The sequence below is a fragment of the Bartonella sp. DB5-6 genome, assembly GCF_000278115.1.
Classification (GTDB): Bacteria; Pseudomonadota; Alphaproteobacteria; order Rhizobiales; family Rhizobiaceae; genus Bartonella; species Bartonella refiksaydamii.
Genome location: NZ_JH725115.1, coordinates 100167 through 124765, shown reverse-complemented (window position 1 = coordinate 124765; position 24599 = coordinate 100167). Strand labels below are relative to the sequence as shown.

Below are 24599 nucleotides of genomic sequence, written 5' to 3'. Positions count from 1 at the left end.
CATAATTTTTTCTCGTTCATTTTATGGAACTCACAATGCATTTTAATTTTTTTCTTGAAAATGAAGAAGCAACCAAGTTTTTCGCGCAAGATCTAGCCCTCGCTTTAAAGCTAGGTGATATTGTAACGCTGCAAGGTGATCTTGGAACAGGAAAATCAACCATCGCACGAGAAATCATTTATACACTTGCCAACGACAATACTCTAGATGTTCCAAGTCCTACTTTCACTCTTGTTCAAAGCTATCAGCTTCCACAATTTGATGTTCTTCATGTTGATCTTTATCGTCTTTCTATGGAAGAAGAAATTGATGAATTAGGACTTCATGAAGAACGTGAACAAAGAATTTTACTCATTGAATGGCCAGAAAAAGGGGCTGATATTTTAGGGCCTGCTACCTTTGCAATTACTTTACAGCATGAAGGCTGTGGGCGTCGTGTGATTCTTAAATCAGCACAACATTCTATTGAGCGTCTACAGAGATCTTTTGCAATTCGCACATTTTTAAAAGCCCATAACCGTAGTCATATTCATCGCCGTTTTTTAGCTGGAGATGCCTCTGCTCGCACCTATGAACTTTTGGATGATGGAAACTATCAAGAAGTTCTTATGAATGCGCCAATCATGCAAATGGAACAAAATACAGATCTCTCTTACGTAACAATGACACGCCTTGCAAAAGATATCCGTCAATTTATAGGAATTAATCAACTAATTTTGGACAATGGATTTTCTGCTCCCCATATCTTTGTTGAAGATTTTGAAAAGGGGCTTTTGATTCTAGAAGATTTGGGGCGTGCAAGGATTTTAGATCAAACTGGCAATCCTTTGGAAGAACGTTATATCGCCTGTAGTGAATTACTGGCTACCTTTCACCAAAAATCATGGCCTTCTGAAAAGCAATTTGCAACATTTTCGCTTCAAATTCCCTCTTATGATTGTCAAGCACTAAAAACAGAACTCTCCTTATTGCTAGACTGGTATTTTCCCTTCCAAACACAAAAAACCTTGAATCAAGAACAGCGTAAAGCCTTTTTTGCGTGTTGGCAGCCCTATCTCGTTAGTCTCACTAAAGGAGAAAACACCTTTGTCATGCGTGATTATCATTCCCCTAATATTCTTTGGCGCGCACATAAAGAGGGATTTTCCCGTATTGGTCTGATTGATTTTCAAGATGGTTTAATCGGTTCAACAGCCTATGATCTTGTCTCTTTAGCACAAGACGCACGCCTGTTTATTCCACCAACACTCGAAGCGAAAATTCTTGATGCCTATTGTAATGCACGTCATCAAGCATCACGACCTTTTAATGAAGATGAATTACGTAAGCTTTACGTTTTTGCAGGCGTTCAACGAGTTTCAAGAATTTTAGGACTTTTTGTACGTCTCCACCAACGAGATGGAAAATCATCTTATCTTAAACACCTGCCCCATTTGCAGGATTATCTTGCCCGCAATCTCTCACACCCAATGCTTGCACCTTTACAAAGTTTTTATCAAGAAATGGGGCTCATTTCAAAAGCATAATAGAATTTCACACATTGACTTTTTCAAAATACTCTTCATACAAGCAATTTACTTTTGTTAAAGAAAGTGGGGATAAGTATATGCCCGCGACTATTCTCTTTTTCCAAATCTTTGATGAGAATTAACAGATATTATCTACTTAACTGGCTGCTTAATTTAAATTAAAAAATCTACCGCACAAGCGTAGCTTTTTAGTTTTTCCCTGCATAAAAATTGTATACAGTGGGAACAATCAAAAAATCAATAAAATGGAATATTTACTATCCAAAATGAGACCATATGACCTATAAACCGCGTGTTTTTTCTATTTCTTCAGGAACTGCTTTTTTACCACATTTTGTTGATGCCCTGCTCTCTGGTGTTCTTATTGATAACTTTGCACCAAATGGAGATATTCAGGCTGCTCTTGCTGATACTCTTATTTACGTACCGACACGCCGTGCTGCGCGCGCTTTACGTACAGCCTTTGTTGAAAGAAGTGCTACACAATCAACTTTCTTGCCTACCATACGCGCTCTAGGAGATCTAGATGGAGATAGTTTCTTTTTTGTTGAAAACTATACCTGTACCCTAAATCTTCCGATTGGAGAAAGTGAACGCCTTCTGCTTTTAGCACGCCTTATTCGTCCTTGGCGTGAAAATTTACCTGCTCATTTGCGTGCTATGTTTGAGGCAGAAGACGTGCTTATTCCTGCTCATACTGCTGATTCAATTTGGCTTGCTCAAGATTTAGCACATTTGATGGATGAAATTGAAACAGAATCAGCAGATTGGTCAAAACTTAAAGATATTGCTCCTGATATGGTAGCCGAATGGTGGCAAATAACTCTCGATTTCCTTACTATTGTCACACAAAGCTGGCCGCAAATCTTACAGGAGAGACAACGAAGTAATCCAGCTGAATGGCGTAATCAAGCACTCAAAATGCACGCCGAGACTTTACACCACACAAAACCTAATAAACCTATACTTGCAGCTGGTGTTTCAGGGTCCATTCCTGCAGTTTCTCATCTTTTAAGGGTAATTGCCTCTCTTCCCAAAGGTGCTGTTGTTCTTCCTGGGCTTGATTTTCATATGGATGAAGAACAATGGGAAGCATTAGATACAATCAATAAAGAAAAAACAACTTGTGATTTTTCCGATTATGAAACGAATGCTTTTAGCCATCCTCAATATCATTTAAAAAAACTTCTCTCTCTCATGAAATGTCATCGCATTCATGTTCGCGAAATCGGTCAACAAAGTGCAATAACGAAAAAACGTATGGCTCTTTTATCAGAAGCCCTCCGACCAGCCTCTACAACAGATCGATGGGTACAAATTGTCCGCGATGATTATGAAAATCTTTGTGCAAATTGGTCCTTCATTGAAACTATAAACGAGCGAGAAGAAGCTCTTGCTATTGCTGTTGCTTTACGCAATGCCATTGAAGAACCTCAAAAAAACGCAGCTCTTATTACAAATGATCGTAATTTAGCACGTCGTGTCTCCGTTGAATTACAGCGATTTGGAATTGAAGCAAATGATTCAGGAGGAATACCATTAGCACAAACGCTACCTTCAACTCTGTTACGGCTTATTTTAGAAAATGTGTTTCAGCCTAGTGATCCAATTGCTTTTCTTTCTCTTCTCAAACATCCACTTATAACACTCAAACAAAATCGTCATCGCTTACGCGAAATGGCAGAAAATTTTGAACTCTTTGTTCTTCGAGGCAGTACTGGACGTATTCATCTTCGCAAATGTGACCAATTTATTGAAAAATGGATAAAAACATGTTCCAAGAATACTTCTGATGACTGCACTCTTGATCAACAAAAGAGTGAAGAAGCACATCTGCTTTGTCAGCTTTTGGTTAAAGCCGTTGAACCTTTAGCATCTCTCATGGAACAGGAGAAGGAATGCAGCATCAATGAAGCCGCAATAGCGACTGTTGAAGTTTTTGAAAATTTTGGGCGTGATGAAAACGATTCTCTTGCTCATCTTTATCAACATGAAGTGGGACAAGCATTATCAACTTTTTTGCGTGAATTGGTGAGTGATCAATCAGGACTAAAATTTCATCTTTGCGAATGGCCCGCTATGTTTTCAGCGCTTATAGCAACCCGCTCGGTCACACCTTCCCCTGGGGGACATCCACGCTTATTCATCTGGGGCACTTTGGAATCACGTCTGCAAACGGTTGATACAGTGGTCATCGGTGGTCTCAATGAAGGATCATGGCCTATAACAACCCATAATGATGCTTTTTTATCGCGGCCAATGAAAATGATGTTAACTCTTGAACCACCAGAACAGCATATTGGGCTTTCTGCACATGATTTTCAATGGGCCATGGGAATGAATAAAGTAGTGATGAGCCGAGCACTACGGGTTAATCATGTTCCTTCACTCCCTTCACGCTGGCTACAACGCTTAGAAACTGTCATAGGAAAACAAGTCTGGAAACAAATCCGTGCACGGGGTGAAAAGGTGCTCCATTGGGCAAAAATGCTTGACAATACAAACATGGTTGCTTGTGCGACACGTCCTTGCCCTGTACCACCCCTTAAGATGCGTCCACGTCATTTTTCTGTTACCGAAATAGCAACGTTGCGCTATGATCCTTACGCCATTTATGCAAAAAAAATCTTGCATCTCAAACCGCTTAAAGCACTCACCTATGACCCTTGCGCAGCTGAACGCGGAACGCTTTATCACGCTATTCTTGCTGCTTTTTGCACACAAATAAAAAATCCAAAAGCTGCAAATGCATTAGATGTCCTCCTAACTCTTGGACGTAAAGAATTTGATAAACTTAATTTGCCTGCCGATGTTGAAACAATCTGGTGGACAAATTTTGAAAATCTTGCTCCTTTCATTCTCCAATGGGAACGAAGTTTGGAACCTCGAGAACGATATGCTGAAGTGGTATCGCAAAAAATACCCATAGATACAACAGGCGTAACCCTTTCAGGACGCGCTGATCGTATTGATGTATTGCCAAACAAAACGGTTGAAATTATTGATTTTAAAACCACTACACCACCCTCATCAAAACAAGTTCGTGATTTATTATTTCCACAATTAGCACTGGAAACAGCTTTGTTAATGAAAGGAGCCTTTACAGATTTTCAAAATCTTACCCCCTCAAATCTATTTTACATCCCCCTCAATGGAAAAGGTGAAATAACACCTAAATCAATTTTCTCAAAAAAAGGAGAAAAAGAGCACCAAAGTATCATTAGTCTCGGTGAAAAAGCATGGGAACATCTTATCGCATTAATCGAGTATTATAAAAATCCACAACAAGGCTATCTTTCGCACGCAGTCCCCATGATAAAACAATATGAAAGTGACTATGACCATCTGGCACGCTTATGGGAATGGTCAAATGGATTTCACGAAGGGGATCAGTCATGACTCTTTTTTCTATTCCTGAGGCAGCCCTTGATGCACAAGCAACGGCAACACACCCAAAAACAAATGTGTGGGTTTCTGCAAATGCAGGCTCTGGAAAAACTCATGTTCTAACCGAGCGCGTTATTCGTTTGCTTTTAAACGGTACTCCTCCAGCACGTATTTTATGCCTCACTTATACGAGAGCTGCCGCCGCTGTTATGCAATCGCGGATTTTTCGTACACTCTCCAGCTGGAATGAATGCGATGATGTACAGCTTAAAGAAATCTTATCGCAGCTTGAAAACAAACCTATCAATGCAACAAAAATAACCTATGCACGTCAACTCTTTGCTCGTGCCCTAGAAACACCTGGTGGCTTGAAAATACAAACTATTCATGCGTTTTGCGAATCTCTCTTGCATCAATTTATGCTGGAAGCCAATATTGCTGGACATTTCGAACTCATAGATGATGTCAACCGCAAAAAATTACTACAAGAAGCCCGCTGCCAACTTTTAAAGCATAATGATGCACAACCCGCTTTGAAACAGCTGCTTACGGTTATCAGTGAACACACTTTTAACCAATTGCTGTATGAAGCAACTGAAAAGCAACATAAACTATCTGGTTTTTTGTCTTCTCTTCTGTCTGAAAATGGAGAAGAAAAATTGCGTGCACTGTTTAATTTAGCACCCGATGAAACAAACAAATGGTTGCTGAAAAAAATTCAACAGACTGCTTGCCTGCCTCTTTATGCTCTTACACATTGCCAAACTTATGGCAACCAACACATCAAGGATATGATCGCGAAATTTTCCCAATTAGCAGAAGCCCATGATGATACAACCATTATCAACATTATTTCCGATATCTATTTTACAACGAAAAATGATCCCCGTAGTTTTTCACGTTTATCTCGTAAAAAATCAGATGAAATTTGGCCCTTTGTTCAACAAATGCTTGAAGATAAACAAAGCAAACTTTCTGTTCTTTTAGAAAAATATCAATGCTTAAAAATTGTTACACTCAATATGGCTGCTTTTCAGCTTTGTTCCATGTATCTCAAAATCTATGCGAATTTAAAAAAAGCCAATGGTTTCTTAGATTTTGATGATCTCATTGAACGCACGCTCCATTTGTTACAGCGTAAAGGTGCAAGCCAATGGGTCCACTATAAACTTGATAATGGTCTTGATCATATTCTGCTTGATGAAGCACAAGATACCAATCCCGAACAATGGCAAATTATTCAATTTTTGGCACAAGAATTTTTCACGGGTTATAGTCAACGCACGAATATACGTACTCTTTTTGCTGTTGGAGATGAAAAACAATCCATTTATTCTTTTCAAGGCGCTGCTCCAGAAAATTTTGCTGCAAATGGAAGGATGATTCAAAAAAAAGCAGAACAAGCAAAACAGAAATTTGAAAAAGTACAACTGAATTATTCTTTTCGTTCCACAGCCGATGTTCTTAAAAGCGTTGATCTTGTCTTTGAAACGCCAGAAAATTATAAAGGGCTTTCAGCAGAAAATACAAAAACGGTACACGAAGCTATTCGTGTTCATAGCCCAGGTGAAGTTATTTTATGGGATGCCATTTCTAAAGAAACAAACGAATTTCCTGATGATTGGCATATAACTGTTGATCATTTAGACACACCTGCTGTACGTTTAGCAGAGAAAGTTGCTGAAACAATTGCAGGCTGGTTGCACAATGGAGAAATGCTTCCAGCAAAAGGGCGTTTGTTGCGTGCCAGTGATATTATGGTCTTGGTTCGTAAGCGTGATCAATTTGCCTTAGCGCTTTCTCGCGCCCTTAAACAACGCAATATTCCTGTTGCTGGAGCTGACCGTTTACAGCTTACAACACATATGAGTGTGCGTGATTTAATGGCACTTGGACGTTTTGTTTTACAACCACAAGATGATTTGTCTCTTGCTTGTGTTTTAAAAAGTCCACTCTTTGCGCTTAGCGAAGAGGAACTTTATCAACTTGCCGCTTACCGTACAGGTTCTCTTTGGAAAAGCCTTTGTGAACAAGCATCATCGCATATCCCTTTTAAGGATATTTTTGAAAACTTGAGTAAATATCGTACTTTAGTGGACAAAATACCAGTTTTTGAATTCTATAGCCATATCTTAAACAATGATAAGGGACGACAAAAGATTCTAGCGCGCTTAGGATCGGAAGCAAATGACGTGCTTGATGCTTTTATGGATTACACACTCACGATTCAAAAAACGGGGTTACCAGGATTACAAGCTTTTTTGGAAATATTAAGTGTAAGTGAACCAGAAATTAAACGTGAGTTTGACCAAAACCATGAAGAAATTCGTATCATGACTGTTCATGCTGCGAAAGGACTGGAAGCTGCCGTTGTGTTTTTGGTTGATCCCGGTAGTGCAATTTGGCATTCTCAACATACCCCTCACTTGCTTAAAGTTCCCTTGAACAATACACATTTGAGTGACAAACAAGCTTTTGTCTGGCGTCCTAATGCAGAATTCGATACAGCACTCTCTAAACAAGCAATTTCGCGTTTAAAAGAGCGTGCAGAAGAAGAATATAGGCGTCTTCTCTATGTAGGAATGACACGCGCTGAAGATCGATTGTTTGTTTGCGGATATAGCAGCAAGAGAAACGCCCCTCATACATGGCTACAATTGGTAAAGAAGGCTCTTAAACCACATGCAGTTCCCATCAAAGGTCCCGCAGAAGATATTGCAGCTTGGCGTTATTGCATAACAGATTCTTCTTTTATCCCAATAAATCAAGAAACCTCTTGTGTTGAGTGCCAAGTACTTCCACCCCTACCGGATTTTTTCTCCTATAAAGTCTCAGCAGAACCGGCGTTACCAAAACCGTTGAGGCCCTCTGTTGCTAGTCTTTCCATTGAGGCTGATACCGAGATTTCTGCCAATTCAAAATATCTTACCATCTCGCCTGTGTTAGGGGAAGCAAATACCAACAGAGTTTTTTTTATTGAATATGGTAATATTGTTCACCGATTGTTGCAATATTTGCCAAATTGCCCTCCCGAAAAACGTCGAGATTATGCCCAACACTATCTCAACACCAAAGCCTCTCATTGGCAGGAATCCCAAAAAGAAAAAGCACTTTGTCATGTGTGGAAAATTTTAAATCATTCATATCTCAAGCCCCTCTTTTCTGACAATTCACACGCTGAAGTGTCCTTAATGGGCACTGTCAAAATTCGTGGAAAAGAACAGGCAATTTCCGGTCAAATTGACCGCCTATGTATCACAAAAAATAGCATTATTTTTGTTGATTTTAAAACAGGAATCCCACCAGAAAACGAAGCTGCTATCGCCCCACATTATTTACTACAAATGGCTCTTTACCGAAAATTGCTGCAAGCTATTCATCCCGATAAAGAAATCCAAGCTTTCCTTGTTTACAGTAAAGAAGCAAAAATTTTCAAACTTCCTCCGGAAAAACTCGATGAACTTCTTGATGAAATTGCCTTATAAGCTAAGGAACTTTTCTTATAATTTATCTTTGCAATAACTTGATATGAAGTGCCATCATACCAATGTATAAAAATGGATATAAAGGATAAAATAATGACCTGTATAAAAATTGATAAGAGCAATTTTGAAAGTGAAGTCCTCACCTCTTCTATCCCTGTTGTAGTTGATTTTTGGGCAGAATGGTGTGGTCCTTGCAAAATGATTGCTCCGATTTTGGATGAAATTTCAACAGAAATGCAAGATCAGATCAAAATTGCCAAAGTAAATATTGATGAAAACCCAGAATTGGCGACCCAATACGGAGTACGGTCGATTCCTACCCTATTGATGTTCAAAAATGGAAATGTCTCATCGAATATGGTGGGCGCTGCTCCTAAAGGACGTGTTTTTGAATGGATCAAAGATGGTCTTCGTTAAGCCCATTTACAGTAACCTTTTTCCAAAGGAGAGAGTTTTACCTCTCCTTTGTGTTTACTTTTTATAACAGAAGCTTTTGTTTATTCAGAGCGTACTTGATAATCTTTAAAAGTTGCAAATTTTATTTTTGGCGCCCGTTCTGCTTCATAATTCAATGAAAAATGATTTTCTGCCAAAAAAACTGGATCACCATCCAAATCATGCGCAATCGCAGGGTGGTGATTGGTAAGAAATTTTTGCAGATCATCTTTCGTTTCTGCTGAAATCCAACGACATACATTAAAACGCGCTGATTCAAAGCTCACCGGTAAAGAATATTCTACCTTAAGTCGTTCCGTTAAAACATCAATTTGCAAAGCACCAATGACCCCAACAAGAGCAGGTGACCCATCATCAGGAATAAATAATTGCACGACACCTTCTTCAGCCATTTGCTGTAAAGCTTCTTTGAGCTTTTTTGCTTTCATCGGATCACCCAAACAAACACGACGTAAAATTTCCGGTGCAAAATTGGGTACACCTTTAAAAAGAATCTCTTCTCCTTCAGTCAAGGTATCACCAATCCGCAGCGTTCCATGGTTTGGAAGACCAACTATATCACCGGCATAAGCTTTATCAGCAATTTGACGTGAGCGGGCAAAGAAAAATTGAGGTGCTGACAGTGTCATTGGCTTTCCAGTCCGTACCAACTTTGTCTTCATACCACGCTCAAGTGTCCCTGAACACACCCGCAAAAATGCAATACGATCACGATGATGAGGGTCCATATTAGCCTGAATTTTAAAGACAAACCCTGTCATTTTGGGTTCTGTCGCTATGACATTGCGTTGATCTGCTAACTGATTACGAGGACTTGGACCAAAATCAATGAACGCATTGATCAAATCACGAACACCAAAATTTCTTAAAGCCGAACCAAAATAAACCGGTGTCATATGTCCTTCACGGAAAGCTTGCAGATCAAAATTTTTGCAAGCACTTCGAGCAAGGTCTACTCCTTCGATAAAAGACAAGCGTTGATTTTCAGGAAGCAAATTTGCAACTTCGTTAGGTCCCGAAACCGTCTGTTGCGTAACCTCATCATCTTTTTTTCGAAAACGGTCATGATGAAGGTCAAATGTTCCAACAAAATCTTTACCTATACCAATGGGCCACGTTATTGGTGCGGTATCAAGTGCAAGTTTCTCTTCAATTTCATCTAAAAGTTCTATAGGGTCGCGCGCTTCACGATCCATTTTATTGACAAAAGTAATAATAGGTATATCCCGCATCCGACACACTTCAAATAATTTCAGTGTTCTCGGTTCAATTCCGCGTGCACCATCAAGCACCATAATAGCACTGTCAACTGCCGTAAGAGTACGGTACGTATCATCGGCAAAGTCCTCATGACCTGGAGTATCTAACAAATTAAATATATGGTCTTGATATTCAAATGTCATCACTGAGGTCACAACCGAAATACCACGATCACGTTCAATATTCATCCAATCGGAACGGGTTTGAATACGATCTTTTTTCGCCTTTACTTCACCGGCAAGTTGAATCGCTCCACCAAACAATAAAAGTTTTTCTGTCAGTGTTGTCTTGCCCGCATCAGGATGAGCAATAATCGCAAATGTACGCCGCCGTTTTATCTCTTGCACTCTCTGTTCCATTATTCCCCCGTAGGCCGTGCAAGCGCTTCAGCAATCAGTGTGCGCATTTCATTAATCCCATACAGTGCAATAAATGATCCTAATCGCGGTCCTCGTTCTTGCCCTAAAAGGATTTCATAGAGCATTTGAAAAAAGATATTTGAAACACCTGGGCCTCCTTCAGGGCTTTTTTTGTTGTGATCTTGATAACGCTCTGTTAAACGTGCAACATCCAGAAGCGCATTTTGAAGAATGTTGCCATCAGCATTTTGTGGTAAACTAGCTAATTTTGCATCAATCTGCTCTAATGTTGTGCGTTCATCCTTATCTGGTGTTCGAAACTTTTTGTTTGGTTTGACAAAGACATCAAAATATTTAATGGCAAATTGCACTAACTGGTCAAGTTCTGGATAAACTTGTGCATTGGCTCCTTTAGCATAGCGAGAAATAAAACCCCAAAGGACCTCTTTATTCTCCGCATTTGAAGCACTAACTAAATTTAAGAGCATCGCAAAGGATACAGGCAAATCAATCAGCGGAGGGCAACCACTATGGATATGCCATACGGGGTTATTAAGCCGCTCTTGCCATTTTTGACGACCATAGGCTGAAAGATGTGCATAATACTCATCAACGGCTTTCGGAATAACATCAAAATAAAGTCGTTTTGCTGTTTTGGGCTTTGAAAACATGTAAAGCCCCAAACTTTCTGTTGGTGCATAGGTTAACCACTCATCAATGGTTAAACCATTTCCCTTGGATTTGGAAATTTTCTGTCCCTTATCATCCAAAAAGAGCTCATAATTAAATCCTTCTGGTGGATTTCCACCAAGCACTTTGCAAATTTTAGAGGAAAGATTGGTAGAATCAATAAGATCTTTACCCGCCATTTCATAATCAACCCCAAGCGCTTTCCAACGCATTGCCCAGTCCACCTTCCACTGGCATTTAACCTTGCCACCTGTGACCTCCGTTTCAATGGCTTCTCCGGTTTCAGGCTCAATATAGGTGACTGTTCCTTTTTCAACATTACGGGAAACCATCGGCACTTGTAATACTTTTCCAGAAAAAGGAGAAATAGGTAAAAAGAGAGAATAGGTAGCTCGCCGTTCTTCACCCAATGTTGGGAGGATAATTGCCATTACCTTGTCATAACAGATAAGTATTTTTAAAAGTGTTTCATCAAAACGACCAGAACTATAATAGTCCGTGGCACTCGCAAATTCATAGTCAAAACTAAAACGATCAAGAAAAGCGCGCAAACGTGCGTTATTCGCTGCTCCAAAAGAAGGATAACTATTGCCAAAAGGATCCGGTACGCGGCTGAGCGGTTGACCAAGATAACTTTCCATCTTTTCTCGATCAGGTACATTATCAGGTACTTTACGCAAACCATCCATATCATCAGAAAAACAAAACAGTTTTGTTTTAACTTTATTCTCCGTGAGAATATGGAAAGCATGACGCACCATGGTTGTACGTGCTACCTCCCCAAAGGTTCCAATATGCGGTAAACCAGAAGGTCCATAACCAGTTTCAAATATTACACTCTCTGGATAACCTGTTTTTTCATACCGCTTTATAATTTTACGTGCTTCTTCAAATGGCCAAGCTCTCGATTGAACAGCCGCATCTCTTAATTCTGGCGTAAGGCCAAGGGCATCACACTGATCACGCATCATTTCTTTATCCTAAAAATTAAACTCTTTCATGATATGGTGTATGGTTCTTGAATTTATTCGTCAATAATAGCAAGTGAAAAGACATAACCTCTTATCATACTATTGCCATAATTAGCATCTGCCCTATTATTCTGTTTATATTTTACGTCAACAAAAGTGTGAATATTATGAATCGCAATTTACTTGTTTTGATTATCGGTGCTTTACTCGTTTTTCTTATAGGTTTTTCTTATTACACTTACCAGCAAGAAAGCAAAACCTCTAGCATTGAACTCAAAATTGATAAATAATCTGTCTGTAACCAAAATCAATTAAAGAAGTTACCTTCTTCAACTTTTAATATAAAATATGTTCTGCGCTTAACACTATCAAAATGACTTCTGTTATGTTTCTATGTGTTGATGAGCGTGTTTCTCATGTGCGCAGACGTAGAGCATTTAATTTAATAAAGCCAGCAGCATCTTTTTAGTCATAAGTATCTTCATCATCCTCAAAGGTCACCAATTTATTGGAATAAAGCGACTTTTTACTTTCGCGTCCTCCAACGATCACATCGCTCTTATAAAGTTTTAATGTAACTTCACTTTCAATATTTTCTTAGGATAAATTAATAGCTGCCTGCAACATTTTGCGTTCAGGGAAAAATCAAAAGCTGTAATAAATAAGTTCTGCATAACACGGCATTAATTCATCTTTCAAATGAACCGCACCCCGATCCAATGTCAAAGATTCCATCGCTCGACGAACAGCTAGAAGAATAGTTCCTCCTAGTGTCTCATAAATGCCACGCGATTTCATGCCGACAAAACGATTTCTACTAAATCCAACCGACCAATACCATTGTCGCGTCCATAACCATTCAATTTAGAAAGTAATTTTACAGGAGAGAAACTTTTCCCATTGATCGAGATTACATCACCTTCTTTAAAACCAATAGTGATTCTCGTTGCTTGATCTGAAGCAGCTTCCGGCGAAATAGTACGCATATGCACATATTCAGGAGCAAGAAGAGCCGAATCTTCTAAAATTTTTTCCTCTGATGAGGTATGCTATAGATTCGCATCAACCGGAAAAGGTACCTCACCTTGCTTATCCTTTTCTGCCGGAATTTGCTGTGCATGCGCAAAGTCAATTAAATCCATCCTGCTTTTAAAAAACCAATCACGCCATGGAGCAATAATTTTGATATCAGGATTAAGTGCATAAGCAGAAAGCTTAAAGCGTACTTGATCATTGCCTTTTTTTGTTACCTTGGGCCATTGACCTTACTAAAAGGTAGGACTCTTCATAAACTGCATTAGCTCGAAACATCGGAAAGACAAAATCACGCACAAATTTTTCGCACAAATCTTCGATATAGATTTCTTTAACATCAAGCATTTCAGCTTTACGATGAAGTACTAACTCTTCCTCCCCTGCACAAATCGGCTGCAAAAGTTACAACTTCAGCACCTAGTTTGTTTTGCAACCATTTAAGAATAATTAAGGTATCCAGTCCTCCTGAATAAGCCAAAAAAGCTTTCTAACATTTTGCCACTTTTTTATTTTAAAATTCTACTGTGTTTGTTTTCTTTGAACTTAGAATTATGCAAAAAATGAAAATAAATTCCTTTTGAGCAGCATTTAAAAGATGCAAAAAAACAAAAAAGTGTAAAGAAGCATTTTTTGTAAGAGGTGTAAGTTATTTGAACCTCTTTACACGATAATGAAGAGGTTTATATGTCATTTCTTCCTGAATGGTCTATTTTAATACAGTTTTCTGCGGCATCTTTGATTTTAGCACTTATTCCAGGACCTGATATGATGCTTTCTATAGGACGGACCATTACACAAAGCAAAAAAGCCGGAGTCATGTGTGCTTTAGGGAGTGCAACAGGCTTTGCTATTCAAGTTACCGCCGTAGCACTTGGTTTATCAGCTCTTATTTTTGCTTCACCGCACGCTTTTGTTCTTCTTAAAATTGCTGGTGCTTTTTATCTCTTATGGTTTGCTATTCAAGCATTACGTAAACACTTAACATTTTCTGTTGAACCAGCACCATCTAAATACCAAAGCTTTAAACGCAACTATTTCGCTGGTATTGGAATTAATCTTTTAAATCCCAAGATCATTCTCTTTAATGTGACCTTTTTACCGCAATTTATCAATGCTAAAGATCCTATGGCGACACAGAAATTACTCATTTTAGGACTTTCTTATATCCCTATTTCTCTCCCCATTACAATTTCCGCGGTTTTTATGGCGCACAAACTTTTGCAAAGCCTCAAACAAAATCCTCTTTATATGCGTTTTCTTAACTGGCTTATTGCTGGTACTTTTACCAGCTTTGCTCTTCACCTCCTTATAGCTGAAAATTGAGTCATTGACTGGCAACCGCATCTTCAAATTGCACACGTTCAGACTTACGTAAACGTTCTGAAGCAGATTTGAGCTGACCACATGCAGCTAAAATATCGCGTCCGCGCGGCACCCGAATAGGTGAGGCATAACCTGCTTGATTAACCACATCAGCAAAACGCTCAATTTGTTCCCAATCAGAACATTGATAATTCGTCCCTGGCCATGGATTAAAAGGTATCAAATTGATCTTAGCAGGAATACCTTTAAGTAACTGGACCAACCGTTTGGCATCATCCAAACTATCATTTATGTCTTTCAGCATAACATATTCAAATGTAATTCGCTTTGCATTAGAAAGACCAGGATAATTACGGCAAGCATTCATTAACAAAGCAAGTGGATATTTTTTATTGATCGGGACAAGCATATCCCTTAGCGTATCATGTACTGCGTGAAGTGAAATCGCCAACATAACACCAATTTCCTCTCCGGTTCGGATAATTCCTGGAACGACCCCGCTGGTTGAAAGCGTAATTCGGCGTTTTGATAAAGAAAGCCCATCTCCATCGGAAGCAATTAATAAAGCTTTTTTAACTGCTTCAAAATTATAAAGTGGCTCCCCCATTCCCATCATAACGATATTGGTGATCTTGCGCCCTTCAACTGGAACAATTGCCCCATCAGGAGTATTTCTATCAGGAAAATCCCCCAAACAATCACGTGCAACCAATAATTGCGCCAAAATTTCTTCCGCTGTCAGATTACGAACTAGAACTTGCGTTCCCGTATGGCAAAAAGAACAGGTTAGCGTACACCCTACCTGAGATGAAAGACATAAAGTACCACGCCCTTCTTCAGGAATGTAGACTGTCTCAATTTCAACAGGTCTTCCAGCCCCACGTGCTGGAAAGCGCAAGAGCCATTTACGCGTACCATCTTTTGATATTTGTTCCCAGACAATTTCCGGACGTGCAATGGAAAAATGACTTTTAAGCATTTCTTGCATTGGTTTAGAAATATTCAGCATTTCATTAAAATTTGAAACACCACGCACATAAAGCCAATGCCAAATTTGGCGTACACGCATACGTATTTGACGTTCTGGAACACCAATAGTCTTTAAGGCTTGCATCATTTCATTTTGCGATAAGCCAATTAAGGAAAGCTTAGACCTCTCTTTCACGACAACGTTATCTGTGCCTCGTGCTGGACATTCACCAACCGGTCTAAGATCATATGAAACAGACATTGTTTTCTAATTTATACCACTATTTTAGAGTTACAGAGACCTTAATGGCATTTCTGGACCGCACTTAATGCAGCGGTGACTCCTTTTAAGGAATAAGTGTAAGTCGTATGGGTTCCCCGTTTTGAGGTCGCCTTCACCGTCATATTTCTTCCAGCACGCATAGCAGAAACAAGTTGTTTTTCTGACTCTGGTGACGCCAACCAAGCGGAAGAATCCTTTGTGAAAAAATCAAAATCCTGCCCTCCAATAGTAACAATAACTTTTGATCCTTCTTTAAGGGTATAACCAGCCATGAATTGTGGTTCAAACACAACAGGTGAATTCGAGCGCTTGGTAACCAAAAAGAAATTATCGCCATGATTAACCGTCGTTGGAAGTGCCTCCAAAGGTACTGACAATACGTAGCAAATTGTATTTTTGGGCGATTTATAAGAATAAGCTCCCCAAGCCTCAAATTGATTTAGACGGCTTGGCACTTGTGCACATGCTGCTCCTGCTGTAACTAAAACCATTATAGATGCAGCAATAAAAGTCTTTTCAAACATCTTCATTTAACCCACTTCTTTAGTCTTTCACAAAATTTCTTCATTGAAAAAGCTCAACAAAAGCTCGTCTACGCCTTAGTATAGTTTTTATCCTCCCCTCATGAAAGAATATTTTTGCACTAATTTAAGAGCAGATTTATTTACATTCAATCATGACCCTTTGGTTGTTATTAAAACATGAACTCTTTAATTCAATAGAAAAACTAAAAAACAATATATAGCTTTTCAAATATTATTTATAAACTTAACACACTCAATGCACTTGGTTAATAAAAATCGCGAACACCTCTTCTTGGTTATTGTGTGTTCATAGTATGTATTCAATGTCGTCTTTTCACGGCCTTAAAGCCTTTTCGCAAAAAGTTATCAGCATATTTACTATACAACATAGAATGTATAGCTCCGACCTTGACTATTCTACGTAATTTTGCCTGCCTTGATGCCATTTACCTTTACTATACGTCTTCCCATTTTCAATTGCCAATTTCTGAAGAGATTTCAACAATCTACATTAGTTTAACCGTATTGTTTTGATGTATTTCTTGTCATAGCTGTTCCTAAACCTTCTACCTTATAGTTTTTTTTAACAACTTCCTAATTAATTAAACCGTGATTAAACAAGCTTGTACATGCGTAAAAAAATCCTCTTACCCAATCTAAAACCTCTCATTTTCATTCTTACCGTACAAAATCGTTTTTTCAGTATTGGGTTCTATGCAAGAACTGATACTTAAAGCAAACCTGCTCTTAGACCGTTGGCCTCCTTCGTCAGCTTACATAAAGAAATGATAACCCTTATCTCACTTTAAGACCTAAATACCAACATTATCAAAAAATATTCAAATCACACTGATTAAGAAAAAAGACCAATTTGTAATACCCAACTTATTAAATAGGCCTAAAAGCGTGATAATTAAGGGCTGTGTACATGAAAAATAGCGAAAGTCTGTGATTTTTTCTATCCTCTCCCATTTTTAATATGAAAAATTTCTTGATAGCAACTTCTTCAAAATTACATAATATGATTAGTAATCCTCAGTTTTTTAAGCATAAATTATGCCATTTTCTAACCCACTTTGTGATAAACTATCCGCAATATACCCCACTGTCTTTTAAGCGGCATTTGATTCTGAATTTTGAATCAATAAAGCATAAAGTGCGCTGGCATCATGAGTATTGCGCAATTTTTGAACAACATCAGCATGACGCAAAACACGCGCAATCTGCGACAAAGCTTTTAAGTGATCTGCACCTGCATTCTCAGGTGCTAAAAGGAGAAAAACAAGATCAATAGGCTCGTCATCGAGAGCTTCAAAATCAACGGGGCTTTCAAGGCGTGCAAAGATACCAATGATCTTGTTAATACCAAGCAATTTTCCATGAGGAATCGCAATACCGCCACCCAGACCCGTTGAACCTAATTTTTCACGCTGCAAAACAATATCAAAAATTACACGTTCACTAAGACCTGTTAGTTCAGCAGCTTTTTCAGCTAAAATTTGCAGAACTTGTTTCTTCGAATTTGCCTTAAGAACCGGAATAATTGCTTCCGGTGCAATTAACTCACTCAAATTCATACTTTAATTTTCCTTTTACACGCTCAAATGCTCACCAATAAACCTGTAAAAAGTGCAGATACCTAAAGTTCTCTCACTTTCTTGCATCATCACATGTGACGTTACTTTTCAATTTATAATGGGTGATAATTCAATTCATCTCATATCACTCTCAGCGCAACAATAAATAGCATTCAGATCCTCATTAACAGCATGAGAAAACAAAGAAATGAAGTTATCCATAAAATTAATTTCCCTACAACATGAGTAAAGACCATCATTCATAAATTTAATGACCGTTCCGCTACAGAAGTTGGTGTACAATTCTTTACCAAACTTTTCCTTTCTTTTTTAAATTAGCTCCTATAAAATGAGAAGCACATCGAGACAAAATAGTACTTTACTTCGACAATATAGCGTGGGGCTTTAGTGCTGCCTGACTACAACAATTTGAGGGCTTTAAATCGTTCAATGGTTATTTTAAAGAGATTTACAGATTTTATCTGATATCCGCAATTGCGCTTCCGTTTTTAAATGCACAACGCAAACCACCAAAATACCACAAATCCTATTCGGTAACCATAATATATATAACACATAGCGTTACCATCAAAATATCTAAAACAGCATCCTCGACATATTGCTTAATTCAATAATGAAAAGCATTATTAGTATCTATGTAACTTTCAACAACACGCGCATTTATTTATAGCCTCGTTTATCATTCATTATTATGTTAATCTAGGGATATTTTCTCCACGGTACAATCAAAAGCAAACTAAACCGATAATAATAATAGAATCACCGTACTTTGATGAGTTCCTTTTTCACAACTCAGCAAAAATTCAGTTTAAGATTATAGTCATAAAAGAAGTTTTGGCATAAATAAGGAACTTCTTAGCAATAATGCGATAAATACAACCATTAGAGGAAGTCTTATTGTGTAATCAAACAAAAACACCTATTTTCCAACAACTGTATCACCTTATTTTATTTACAGCTTTTAACAATATTACCACAGCTTCTATATACCGGCACCATCATACTCATTGCTAGCTCCCAATAAATTGATAACTGTTCTTGAGAGGCATTTTAGTCCTTTTTAAATGGCTTTTAATTGATTCACCATATGAAGATTTGAGACTAGGAACTCTTACTGTATTTGGATTTTTCATTCAACAAGCAAAATGTTTAATTATCATTATAAATAAATGTGTTGTGACAAAATAAGCAACTATTTTTCTTAATTATGTGATGAAAACACATATCGGTCAACAGTTGTATTTAAGAATTAAAATGAAGTCTCATTCACTCCTGTGGAATATTTTTGATTACTTAAACATATGAAAATGGCTCTTGTGCTTATCACGTTGATCCGTCTAAGCTTAAATGAGAACGCATAAAGACTGTAAAATCAGAGAGAAAATTGATTTCCTAAATAAATCCTACGTACATCAACATTGTTAATAATATCATTAGGACAACCGTGAACTAACACTTGTCCCGCATGAATAATATAAGCGCGGTCGACAAGTCCCAATGTTTCGCGCACATTATGATCCGTTATCAAAACACCAATTCCACGTCGTGTTAAATGACGAATAAGCTGCTGAATATCAAAAATGGCGATAGGATCAATTCCTGCAAATGGTTCATCAAGTAACATAAAATTTGGGCGAGAAGCTAAAGCACGCGCGATTTCAAGCCGCCGACGTTCTCCCCCTGATAAAGAAAGAGCAGACATTTTACGTAAATGGTCAATTTTAAACTCATGCAAAAGACTCTCTAACTCTTCTCGTCGTTTAAGGTGATCTTTTTCAACGACCTCTAAAACAGCTTTAATGTTATCTTCTACTGAAAGACCACGAAAAATAGAAGCTTCCTGCGGAAGATATCCAATACCTAAACGAGCACGTCGATACATCGGAAGATGCGTGATATCAAAGCCATCAATTTTAATGGACCCTCCATCAGATTTAATGAGACCGGTAACCATATAAAAACAGGTTGTTTTTCCCGCACCATTAGGACCTAAAATGCCAACGGCCTCTCCAGTACGAATGCCAAAAGACACACCATTAACAACCTGTCTTCCGCGGTAAACTTTAATCAAATGACTGGCAATTAAAGTTCCCTTTAAGCGCTTTTTTAAAGCTTCACCTGTAAGATCATGTTGGTCCATCTGTTTTTTTCTTTTGATTCCAAACATGAAATCTTAATGGCCATTCTGTTGACTTTGTTTAAAAATAATAGAAACACGGCCCTTTTTCTCAGAAGTATCACATCCTTCTAGAAAAGCCTTCCCGCTTTTCATATCTGCCGTTAGTTTGCACCCTGTTGCCACATTATTACCATCAGTTAAAACAACATTCTTTCCTGTTAAGCTCATTATTTTCGACTTTCCGTCAAAAACGCCTTTATCACCCGTAGCGATTTGTGTGGCAATTTTTATATATACTTTTCCTAAAGCTTCCATTTTCTTAATACCTGTCGAGCCAAACCAAGCAGGTGGAGATGCTTTCGTATCTATTGGGCCCTTATCAGCAACTTTATGCGCTTTATCGTAGTAAACAACTAATTTTGCTGTTCGCAGAAGACGCTCACCTTGAACAACCGAAACATCACCATTAAAGAGTGCTATTCCCTCTTTATCAAGTATTTCTAAAGAATTTGCATAGAGTTCTAGGGGTTCTTTGTCATTTGATAAATTTATCCCAAAATGGGCATTTTCAGTATATCCAAAAGCTGTTCCAACCCCTAATATTCCTAAACTCAAAGCCAAACTTACACCAATCCATTTTTTGTATGATCCCTTCGGCTTCATTTCACTACTCTCATATTCTTTTGTTCATATATACACATACTTTTCTCTCATAAAGATCATTTAAATTCGTATTGATACCCTCTCATTGTTTGTCAAACACTAAATGCACACCACCATGAAAGTATATGTTTTGTCCTTTTTCTCGAACTTGCAAAGCATTTGCTACAAGATGTAAACCTGCACGCTGAATATTGACAGGTTGTTTTGTATTTAATTGCCCCTCTGACAAATTAATATTTGCTGCTATAAACTGTGCAACCATTCCGTCATTTGTTGTAATGGTAAATGGCTTATCCAACTGTAAATAACCATTAATATTATCGTAAAATCCCCCTTGTGCATTGAGAAAAACGCGTTTTTGTTTGCCCACAAACACTTCAGCTGTAATGCTTTGTAACCCAATTACTCCAGAACGTGTACGATCTTGAAACGCCTCTTTTGCTTTAAGCCAATAAGGTTCACGAGAGCGCGTGTAACCTTCTAATTTTGGATTGAGCATTGTCAATTTCATTACCCCCTCTTCTTTGCTATTCAAACTCACAGGATCAGAAGCAACGGGAGTAAAGGAAAATGTAAACCAGCAAAAAATGAACGCTACCATTAGTGCTAAGAGAGGTAAAAAAAATTTTAATATGCTAATACGACGCGAATGGTGAGATGCTTTTTTAAAAACATCACCAAAAGACGATTGCGGTGAAAAAGCTTCATAATGATTGTGTACGGACATACTATCCTAATCTTTTAAATGTTCCGTGTTTTTCAATTTGATACCACTTATAAGATGTATTTTAAAATTTTGTTTCTTGCAATTTGTTTTTTCTTGGTTTTATTTTGCTTTCATCCATTTATATATTGTAATGTGCAATTATAGAAAACCTTTTTGTGTGAAAGCGAGGCTATTTTGGTTAAATCAGAGCTTGTACAAATTATTGCCCGTCAGAACCCGCATCTCTTTCAACGTGATGTGGAAAATATTGTGAATGCTATTTTTGAGGAAATTGCAACAGCACTCGCGAATGGCAATCGTGTTGAACTTCGCGGATTTGGAGCTTTTTCCGTCAAAGGCCGCTCAGGACGTAAAGGTCGTAACCCTCGAACAGGTGAAGCTGTTGTTGTTGAAGAAAAATGGATTCCTTTTTTCAAAACTGGTAAGGATTTGCGTGATCGTCTTAATCAATGAGTAAAATTATGACAATTAAACGTTTCTTTTTAGCAATTATTTTGGTGATTCTCACGGCATTTTTGCTTGCTTTTATCGTAACTAATCGTCAAATAGTTACATTAACTCTTGATCCTTTTCGGATAAGCTCTGGAAATTTTACTTATCACGCTCCACTTTTTATATGGCTCTTTATTTTTTTCGGTCTTGGTATTTTATTAGGAAGTTTAACCAATTGGCTTGCATACCATAAATGCAAAAAAAACCTCAAAAAAAGCAAAGCTGAGCTCGAAAAATTAAAAAGGTCGATCACAGATGTGATATAATAGTATTTTAGTACTCTTTATTTATAGTGTTCAATAAAGAATAAAAATACCCTTTTTCTTTTTTTATATACATGTTTTAATTTATTTTAGCCTCTTTGCACTCTTACTTGAAATTCAAGAGGTTTGTAACGTGAATTTTTAAAAATACCTGTATCGTGATACAAAATATGCCTGCACAATACTTTAAACCTCACCATAATAATAGATATCCGCAAGAAAAGTTACCTCTTATTTTAGAAACAGGTATGAGTGCAGATTATGCTCTCATTGATTCTGGTAATGGGCAAAAATTAGAGCGTTATGGAGGTTATCACATTATTCGTCCTGAAGGTCAAGCACTATGGAAACCCGTTTTATCACAAGAGCAATGGGCTAATGTTGATGCTATTTTCACAGGCAATCGAGATGAAGAAAGCATTGGTCGCTGGCATTTTCCTAAGAAACCGCTTGGTGAAACTTGGCCACTTTCTTGGAATGGACTGTCTTTTCTAGGTCGTTTTACTTCCTTTCGTCATGTAGGGGTCTTTCCTGAACAAAATGCCCATTGGCGTTTTATGGAAGAACAAATTGTCAAAACGACACGCCCAATCAAATTACTCAATCTTTTTGGCTACACAGGTATTGCCTCTCTGATTGGCGCACGTGCTGGCGCAAATGTTACGCATGTTGATGCATCTAAAAAAGCTATCGCTTGGGCAAAAGCGAATCAAGAAAAAGCTGGATTATCAAATCGTTCTATTCGCTGGATCTGTGATGATGCCATAAAATTTGTCGAACGCGAACTGCGTCGAAAAAAAAACTATGATATGATTCTTCTCGACCCCCCAGCCTACGGACGTGGACCCCATGGCGAAATTTGGCAACTGTTTGATCATTTACCAGCGATGATCACAAACTGTCGTAAACTGCTCTCCGATAAACCTCTTTCTATCGTCCTTACCGCTTATTCTATTCGTGCTTCCTTCTACGCACTTCATACTTTAATGTGTGATGAATTCATAAACTTTGGTGGTACGGTTGAATCAGGAGAACTAATCTTGCGTGAAGAATCTGCGGGACGTGCCCTTTCTACTTCTCTTTTTAGCCGTTGGATTGCCTGAATATGTGTATACCAAAAATCGGTAAGGTTAAAGAAATCACCTCTCTTAGCAATCCCATCATCAAAAACCTTCGGGCACTTAATCAGAAAAAAAACCGTAATCGAGAAGGTCTTTTCATGGCAGAAGGACTGAAATTAGTGATTGATGCTCTCAATCTCGGCTGGACAATACAAACACTCATTTTTTCTAAAAGCAAAATAGAGAACACTGCTATTGAAAACACCGCTGCGCGCACTGTAGCCAATGGTGGTTTTGTCATAAAAGCCTCACAAAAGGTGATGGAATCTATTACTCGCCGTGATAACCCACAAACAGTTATTGGTATTTTCAAACAACAGTGGCAACCACTTGAAATGATAAAAGAACAAGTCGGTAACGTTTATGTTGCGCTTGATCGGGTGCGTGATCCTGGAAATCTTGGCACCATTATTCGCACTGCAGATGCCGTAGGAGCTAAAGGCGTTATTTTGATTGGCGAAACAACAGACCCTTTCTCACCCGAAACAGTCCGCGCAACAATGGGATCAATTTTTTCCATTCCACTTTATCGTTTTGATGAAAGCACCTTTTTAAACTGGTCTGCTTACTTTAAAGGCATGATCATTGGCACGCATCTCAAAGGATCTACCGATTATCGTACAATTGATTTCAAAGGCGGACCTATTATACTTTTAATGGGAAATGAAAAACAGGGGTTACCAGATAACCTTGCGAATCGTTGTGATCAACTCGCACGTATTCCGCAAAGTGGGCGCGCTGATTCGCTTAATTTGGCGATAGCAACAGCTATTATGCTTTATGAAATTCGCCGCCCTTATTTAACACTGGAACATGTGAGGCCAGAACATGATGCGTAAATCACTCCCTCTTTTTCTCCTTGGCTTGATACTTACTGTAGGGTTTGATCAAGCAATAAAATACTGGGTTATGCACAATATGCCTTTAGGAACAGAAAGCCCTCTTTTTCCTTTTCTTTCCCTCTACCATGTGCGTAATTCTGGCATTGCATTTTCGTTTTTTTCTTCTTTTTCGCAGTGGGGACTTATTGCCATTACATTCGCTGTTATTGCTTTTCTTTTATGGCTCTGGAAAAATGTTGAATATAAAAAGTCTTTAACGCGCTTTGGTCTTACCCTTATTATTGGCGGAGCTATAGGCAATCTTATTGACCGCATCCGTTTTCACCATGTCACTGATTATATACTCTTTCATATTGATGATATTTTTTATTTTGCTATTTTCAATCTTGCAGATAGTTTTATCACGCTCGGTGTCATTACTATTCTTATTGAAGAATTGCACATCTGGATAAAATCAAAACGTCCTTCCAATCATACATTTTCCAAATAAGAGCCTATTTATC

Annotated in this window: 19 protein-coding genes and 1 pseudogene; 11 read left to right on the top strand and 9 right to left on the bottom strand. The window is 38.2% G+C overall.

Annotation, left to right across the window (positions count from 1 at the left end):
* The first annotated feature begins 35 nt into the window (after nt 1–35).
* The 4 genes from MCO_RS01925 (at nt 36) to trxA (ending at nt 8818) form a co-directional block, all read left to right on the top strand.
* Nucleotides 36–1526: a bifunctional tRNA (adenosine(37)-N6)-threonylcarbamoyltransferase complex ATPase subunit type 1 TsaE/phosphotransferase gene (locus MCO_RS01925; RefSeq protein ID WP_007552268.1), complete on the top strand. Its 1491-nt coding sequence runs from the start codon at nt 36–38 to the stop codon at nt 1524–1526.
* Nucleotides 1527–1805: 279 nt separating this feature from the next.
* Entirely contained in the window at nt 1806–4928 is a 3123-nt protein-coding gene (gene addB, locus MCO_RS01920) for a double-strand break repair protein AddB (protein ID WP_007552266.1), read from the top strand.
* Complete coding sequence (addA, locus tag MCO_RS01915) at nt 4925–8401, top strand: double-strand break repair helicase AddA (protein WP_007552264.1); 3477 nt, start codon at nt 4925–4927, stop codon at nt 8399–8401. Before addB ends, addA begins: the two co-directional genes overlap by 4 nt.
* Before the next feature lie 93 nt (nt 8402–8494).
* A complete protein-coding gene (trxA, locus tag MCO_RS01910; protein ID WP_007552262.1) occupies nt 8495–8818 on the top strand; it encodes a thioredoxin in 324 nt (107 codons plus the stop codon).
* An 80-nt stretch (nt 8819–8898) separates the two neighbouring features.
* On the opposite strand, the gene MCO_RS01905 is transcribed toward trxA, so the two are convergent.
* Complete coding sequence (locus tag MCO_RS01905; RefSeq protein ID WP_007552261.1) at nt 8899–10476, bottom strand: peptide chain release factor 3; 1578 nt, start codon at nt 10474–10476, stop codon at nt 8899–8901.
* Nucleotides 10476–12137 carry a lysine--tRNA ligase gene (locus MCO_RS01900; protein ID WP_007552260.1) on the bottom strand — a complete coding sequence of 554 codons (1662 nt, stop codon included), beginning with the start codon at nt 12135–12137 and terminating at the stop codon, nt 10476–10478. The genes MCO_RS01905 and MCO_RS01900 overlap by 1 nt, the downstream gene beginning before the upstream one ends.
* A gap of 167 nt (nt 12138–12304) precedes the next feature.
* Between MCO_RS01900 and MCO_RS11470 the strand changes: the two genes are divergently transcribed.
* Nucleotides 12305–12427, top strand: coding sequence for a hypothetical protein (locus MCO_RS11470; RefSeq protein ID WP_256364614.1), 123 nt, complete (start codon nt 12305–12307; stop codon nt 12425–12427).
* 178 nt (nt 12428–12605) lie between these two features.
* Here the strand turns inward: MCO_RS11470 and MCO_RS01895 are convergent.
* Nucleotides 12606–13682, bottom strand: a pseudogene (locus tag MCO_RS01895) (argininosuccinate synthase domain-containing protein); the annotation flags it as partial.
* Between the two features lie 174 nt (nt 13683–13856).
* On the opposite strand from MCO_RS01895, the gene MCO_RS01890 reads away from it, so the two are divergent.
* Nucleotides 13857–14495, top strand: coding sequence for a LysE family translocator (locus MCO_RS01890; RefSeq protein WP_007552257.1), 639 nt, complete (start codon nt 13857–13859; stop codon nt 14493–14495).
* A gap of 1 nt (nt 14496) precedes the next feature.
* Here the strand turns inward: MCO_RS01890 and rlmN are convergent, their stop codons facing one another.
* The 6 genes from rlmN to lptC all read right to left on the bottom strand — a co-directional run bounded on the left by rlmN (nt 14497) and on the right by lptC (nt 21378).
* Nucleotides 14497–15726, bottom strand: coding sequence for a 23S rRNA (adenine(2503)-C(2))-methyltransferase RlmN (gene rlmN, locus MCO_RS01885; protein WP_007552256.1), 1230 nt, complete (start codon nt 15724–15726; stop codon nt 14497–14499).
* A 41-nt stretch (nt 15727–15767) separates the two neighbouring features.
* Nucleotides 15768–16271, bottom strand: a complete 504-nt coding sequence (locus tag MCO_RS01880; protein WP_040298658.1) for an invasion associated locus B family protein — start codon at nt 16269–16271, stop codon at nt 15768–15770.
* A gap of 1112 nt (nt 16272–17383) precedes the next feature.
* Entirely contained in the window at nt 17384–17848 is a 465-nt protein-coding gene (ptsN, locus tag MCO_RS01875) for a PTS IIA-like nitrogen regulatory protein PtsN (RefSeq protein ID WP_007552254.1), read from the bottom strand.
* A gap of 1393 nt (nt 17849–19241) precedes the next feature.
* A complete protein-coding gene (gene lptB, locus MCO_RS01870; protein ID WP_007552253.1) occupies nt 19242–20036 on the bottom strand; it encodes an LPS export ABC transporter ATP-binding protein in 795 nt (264 codons plus the stop codon).
* 6 nt (nt 20037–20042) lie between these two features.
* Entirely contained in the window at nt 20043–20651 is a 609-nt protein-coding gene (locus MCO_RS01865) for an LptA/OstA family protein (RefSeq protein WP_007552251.1), read from the bottom strand.
* 82 nt (nt 20652–20733) lie between these two features.
* Nucleotides 20734–21378 carry an LPS export ABC transporter periplasmic protein LptC gene (lptC, locus tag MCO_RS01860; RefSeq protein WP_007552249.1) on the bottom strand — a complete coding sequence of 215 codons (645 nt, stop codon included), beginning with the start codon at nt 21376–21378 and terminating at the stop codon, nt 20734–20736.
* A 174-nt stretch (nt 21379–21552) separates the two neighbouring features.
* Between lptC and ihfB the strand changes: the two genes are divergently transcribed.
* From ihfB to lspA, 5 genes are all read left to right on the top strand, one after another.
* On the top strand, nt 21553–21831 hold the full coding sequence (gene ihfB / locus MCO_RS01855; RefSeq protein WP_007552248.1) for an integration host factor subunit beta: 279 nt from the start codon (nt 21553–21555) through the stop codon (nt 21829–21831).
* An 8-nt stretch (nt 21832–21839) separates the two neighbouring features.
* Nucleotides 21840–22136: a lipopolysaccharide assembly protein LapA domain-containing protein gene (locus tag MCO_RS01850; RefSeq protein ID WP_007552247.1), complete on the top strand. Its 297-nt coding sequence runs from the start codon at nt 21840–21842 to the stop codon at nt 22134–22136.
* Nucleotides 22137–22303: 167 nt separating this feature from the next.
* The gene (locus MCO_RS01845) at nt 22304–23236 is read left to right on the top strand and encodes a class I SAM-dependent methyltransferase (RefSeq protein ID WP_007552246.1); all 933 of its coding nucleotides are present in this window, start codon (nt 22304–22306) and stop codon (nt 23234–23236) included.
* A gap of 2 nt (nt 23237–23238) precedes the next feature.
* Nucleotides 23239–24093: an RNA methyltransferase gene (locus MCO_RS01840; RefSeq protein ID WP_007552245.1), complete on the top strand. Its 855-nt coding sequence runs from the start codon at nt 23239–23241 to the stop codon at nt 24091–24093.
* Entirely contained in the window at nt 24083–24586 is a 504-nt protein-coding gene (gene lspA, locus MCO_RS01835) for a signal peptidase II (RefSeq protein WP_007552244.1), read from the top strand. The genes MCO_RS01840 and lspA overlap by 11 nt, the downstream gene beginning before the upstream one ends.
* The last annotated feature ends 13 nt before the right edge of the window (nt 24587–24599 follow it).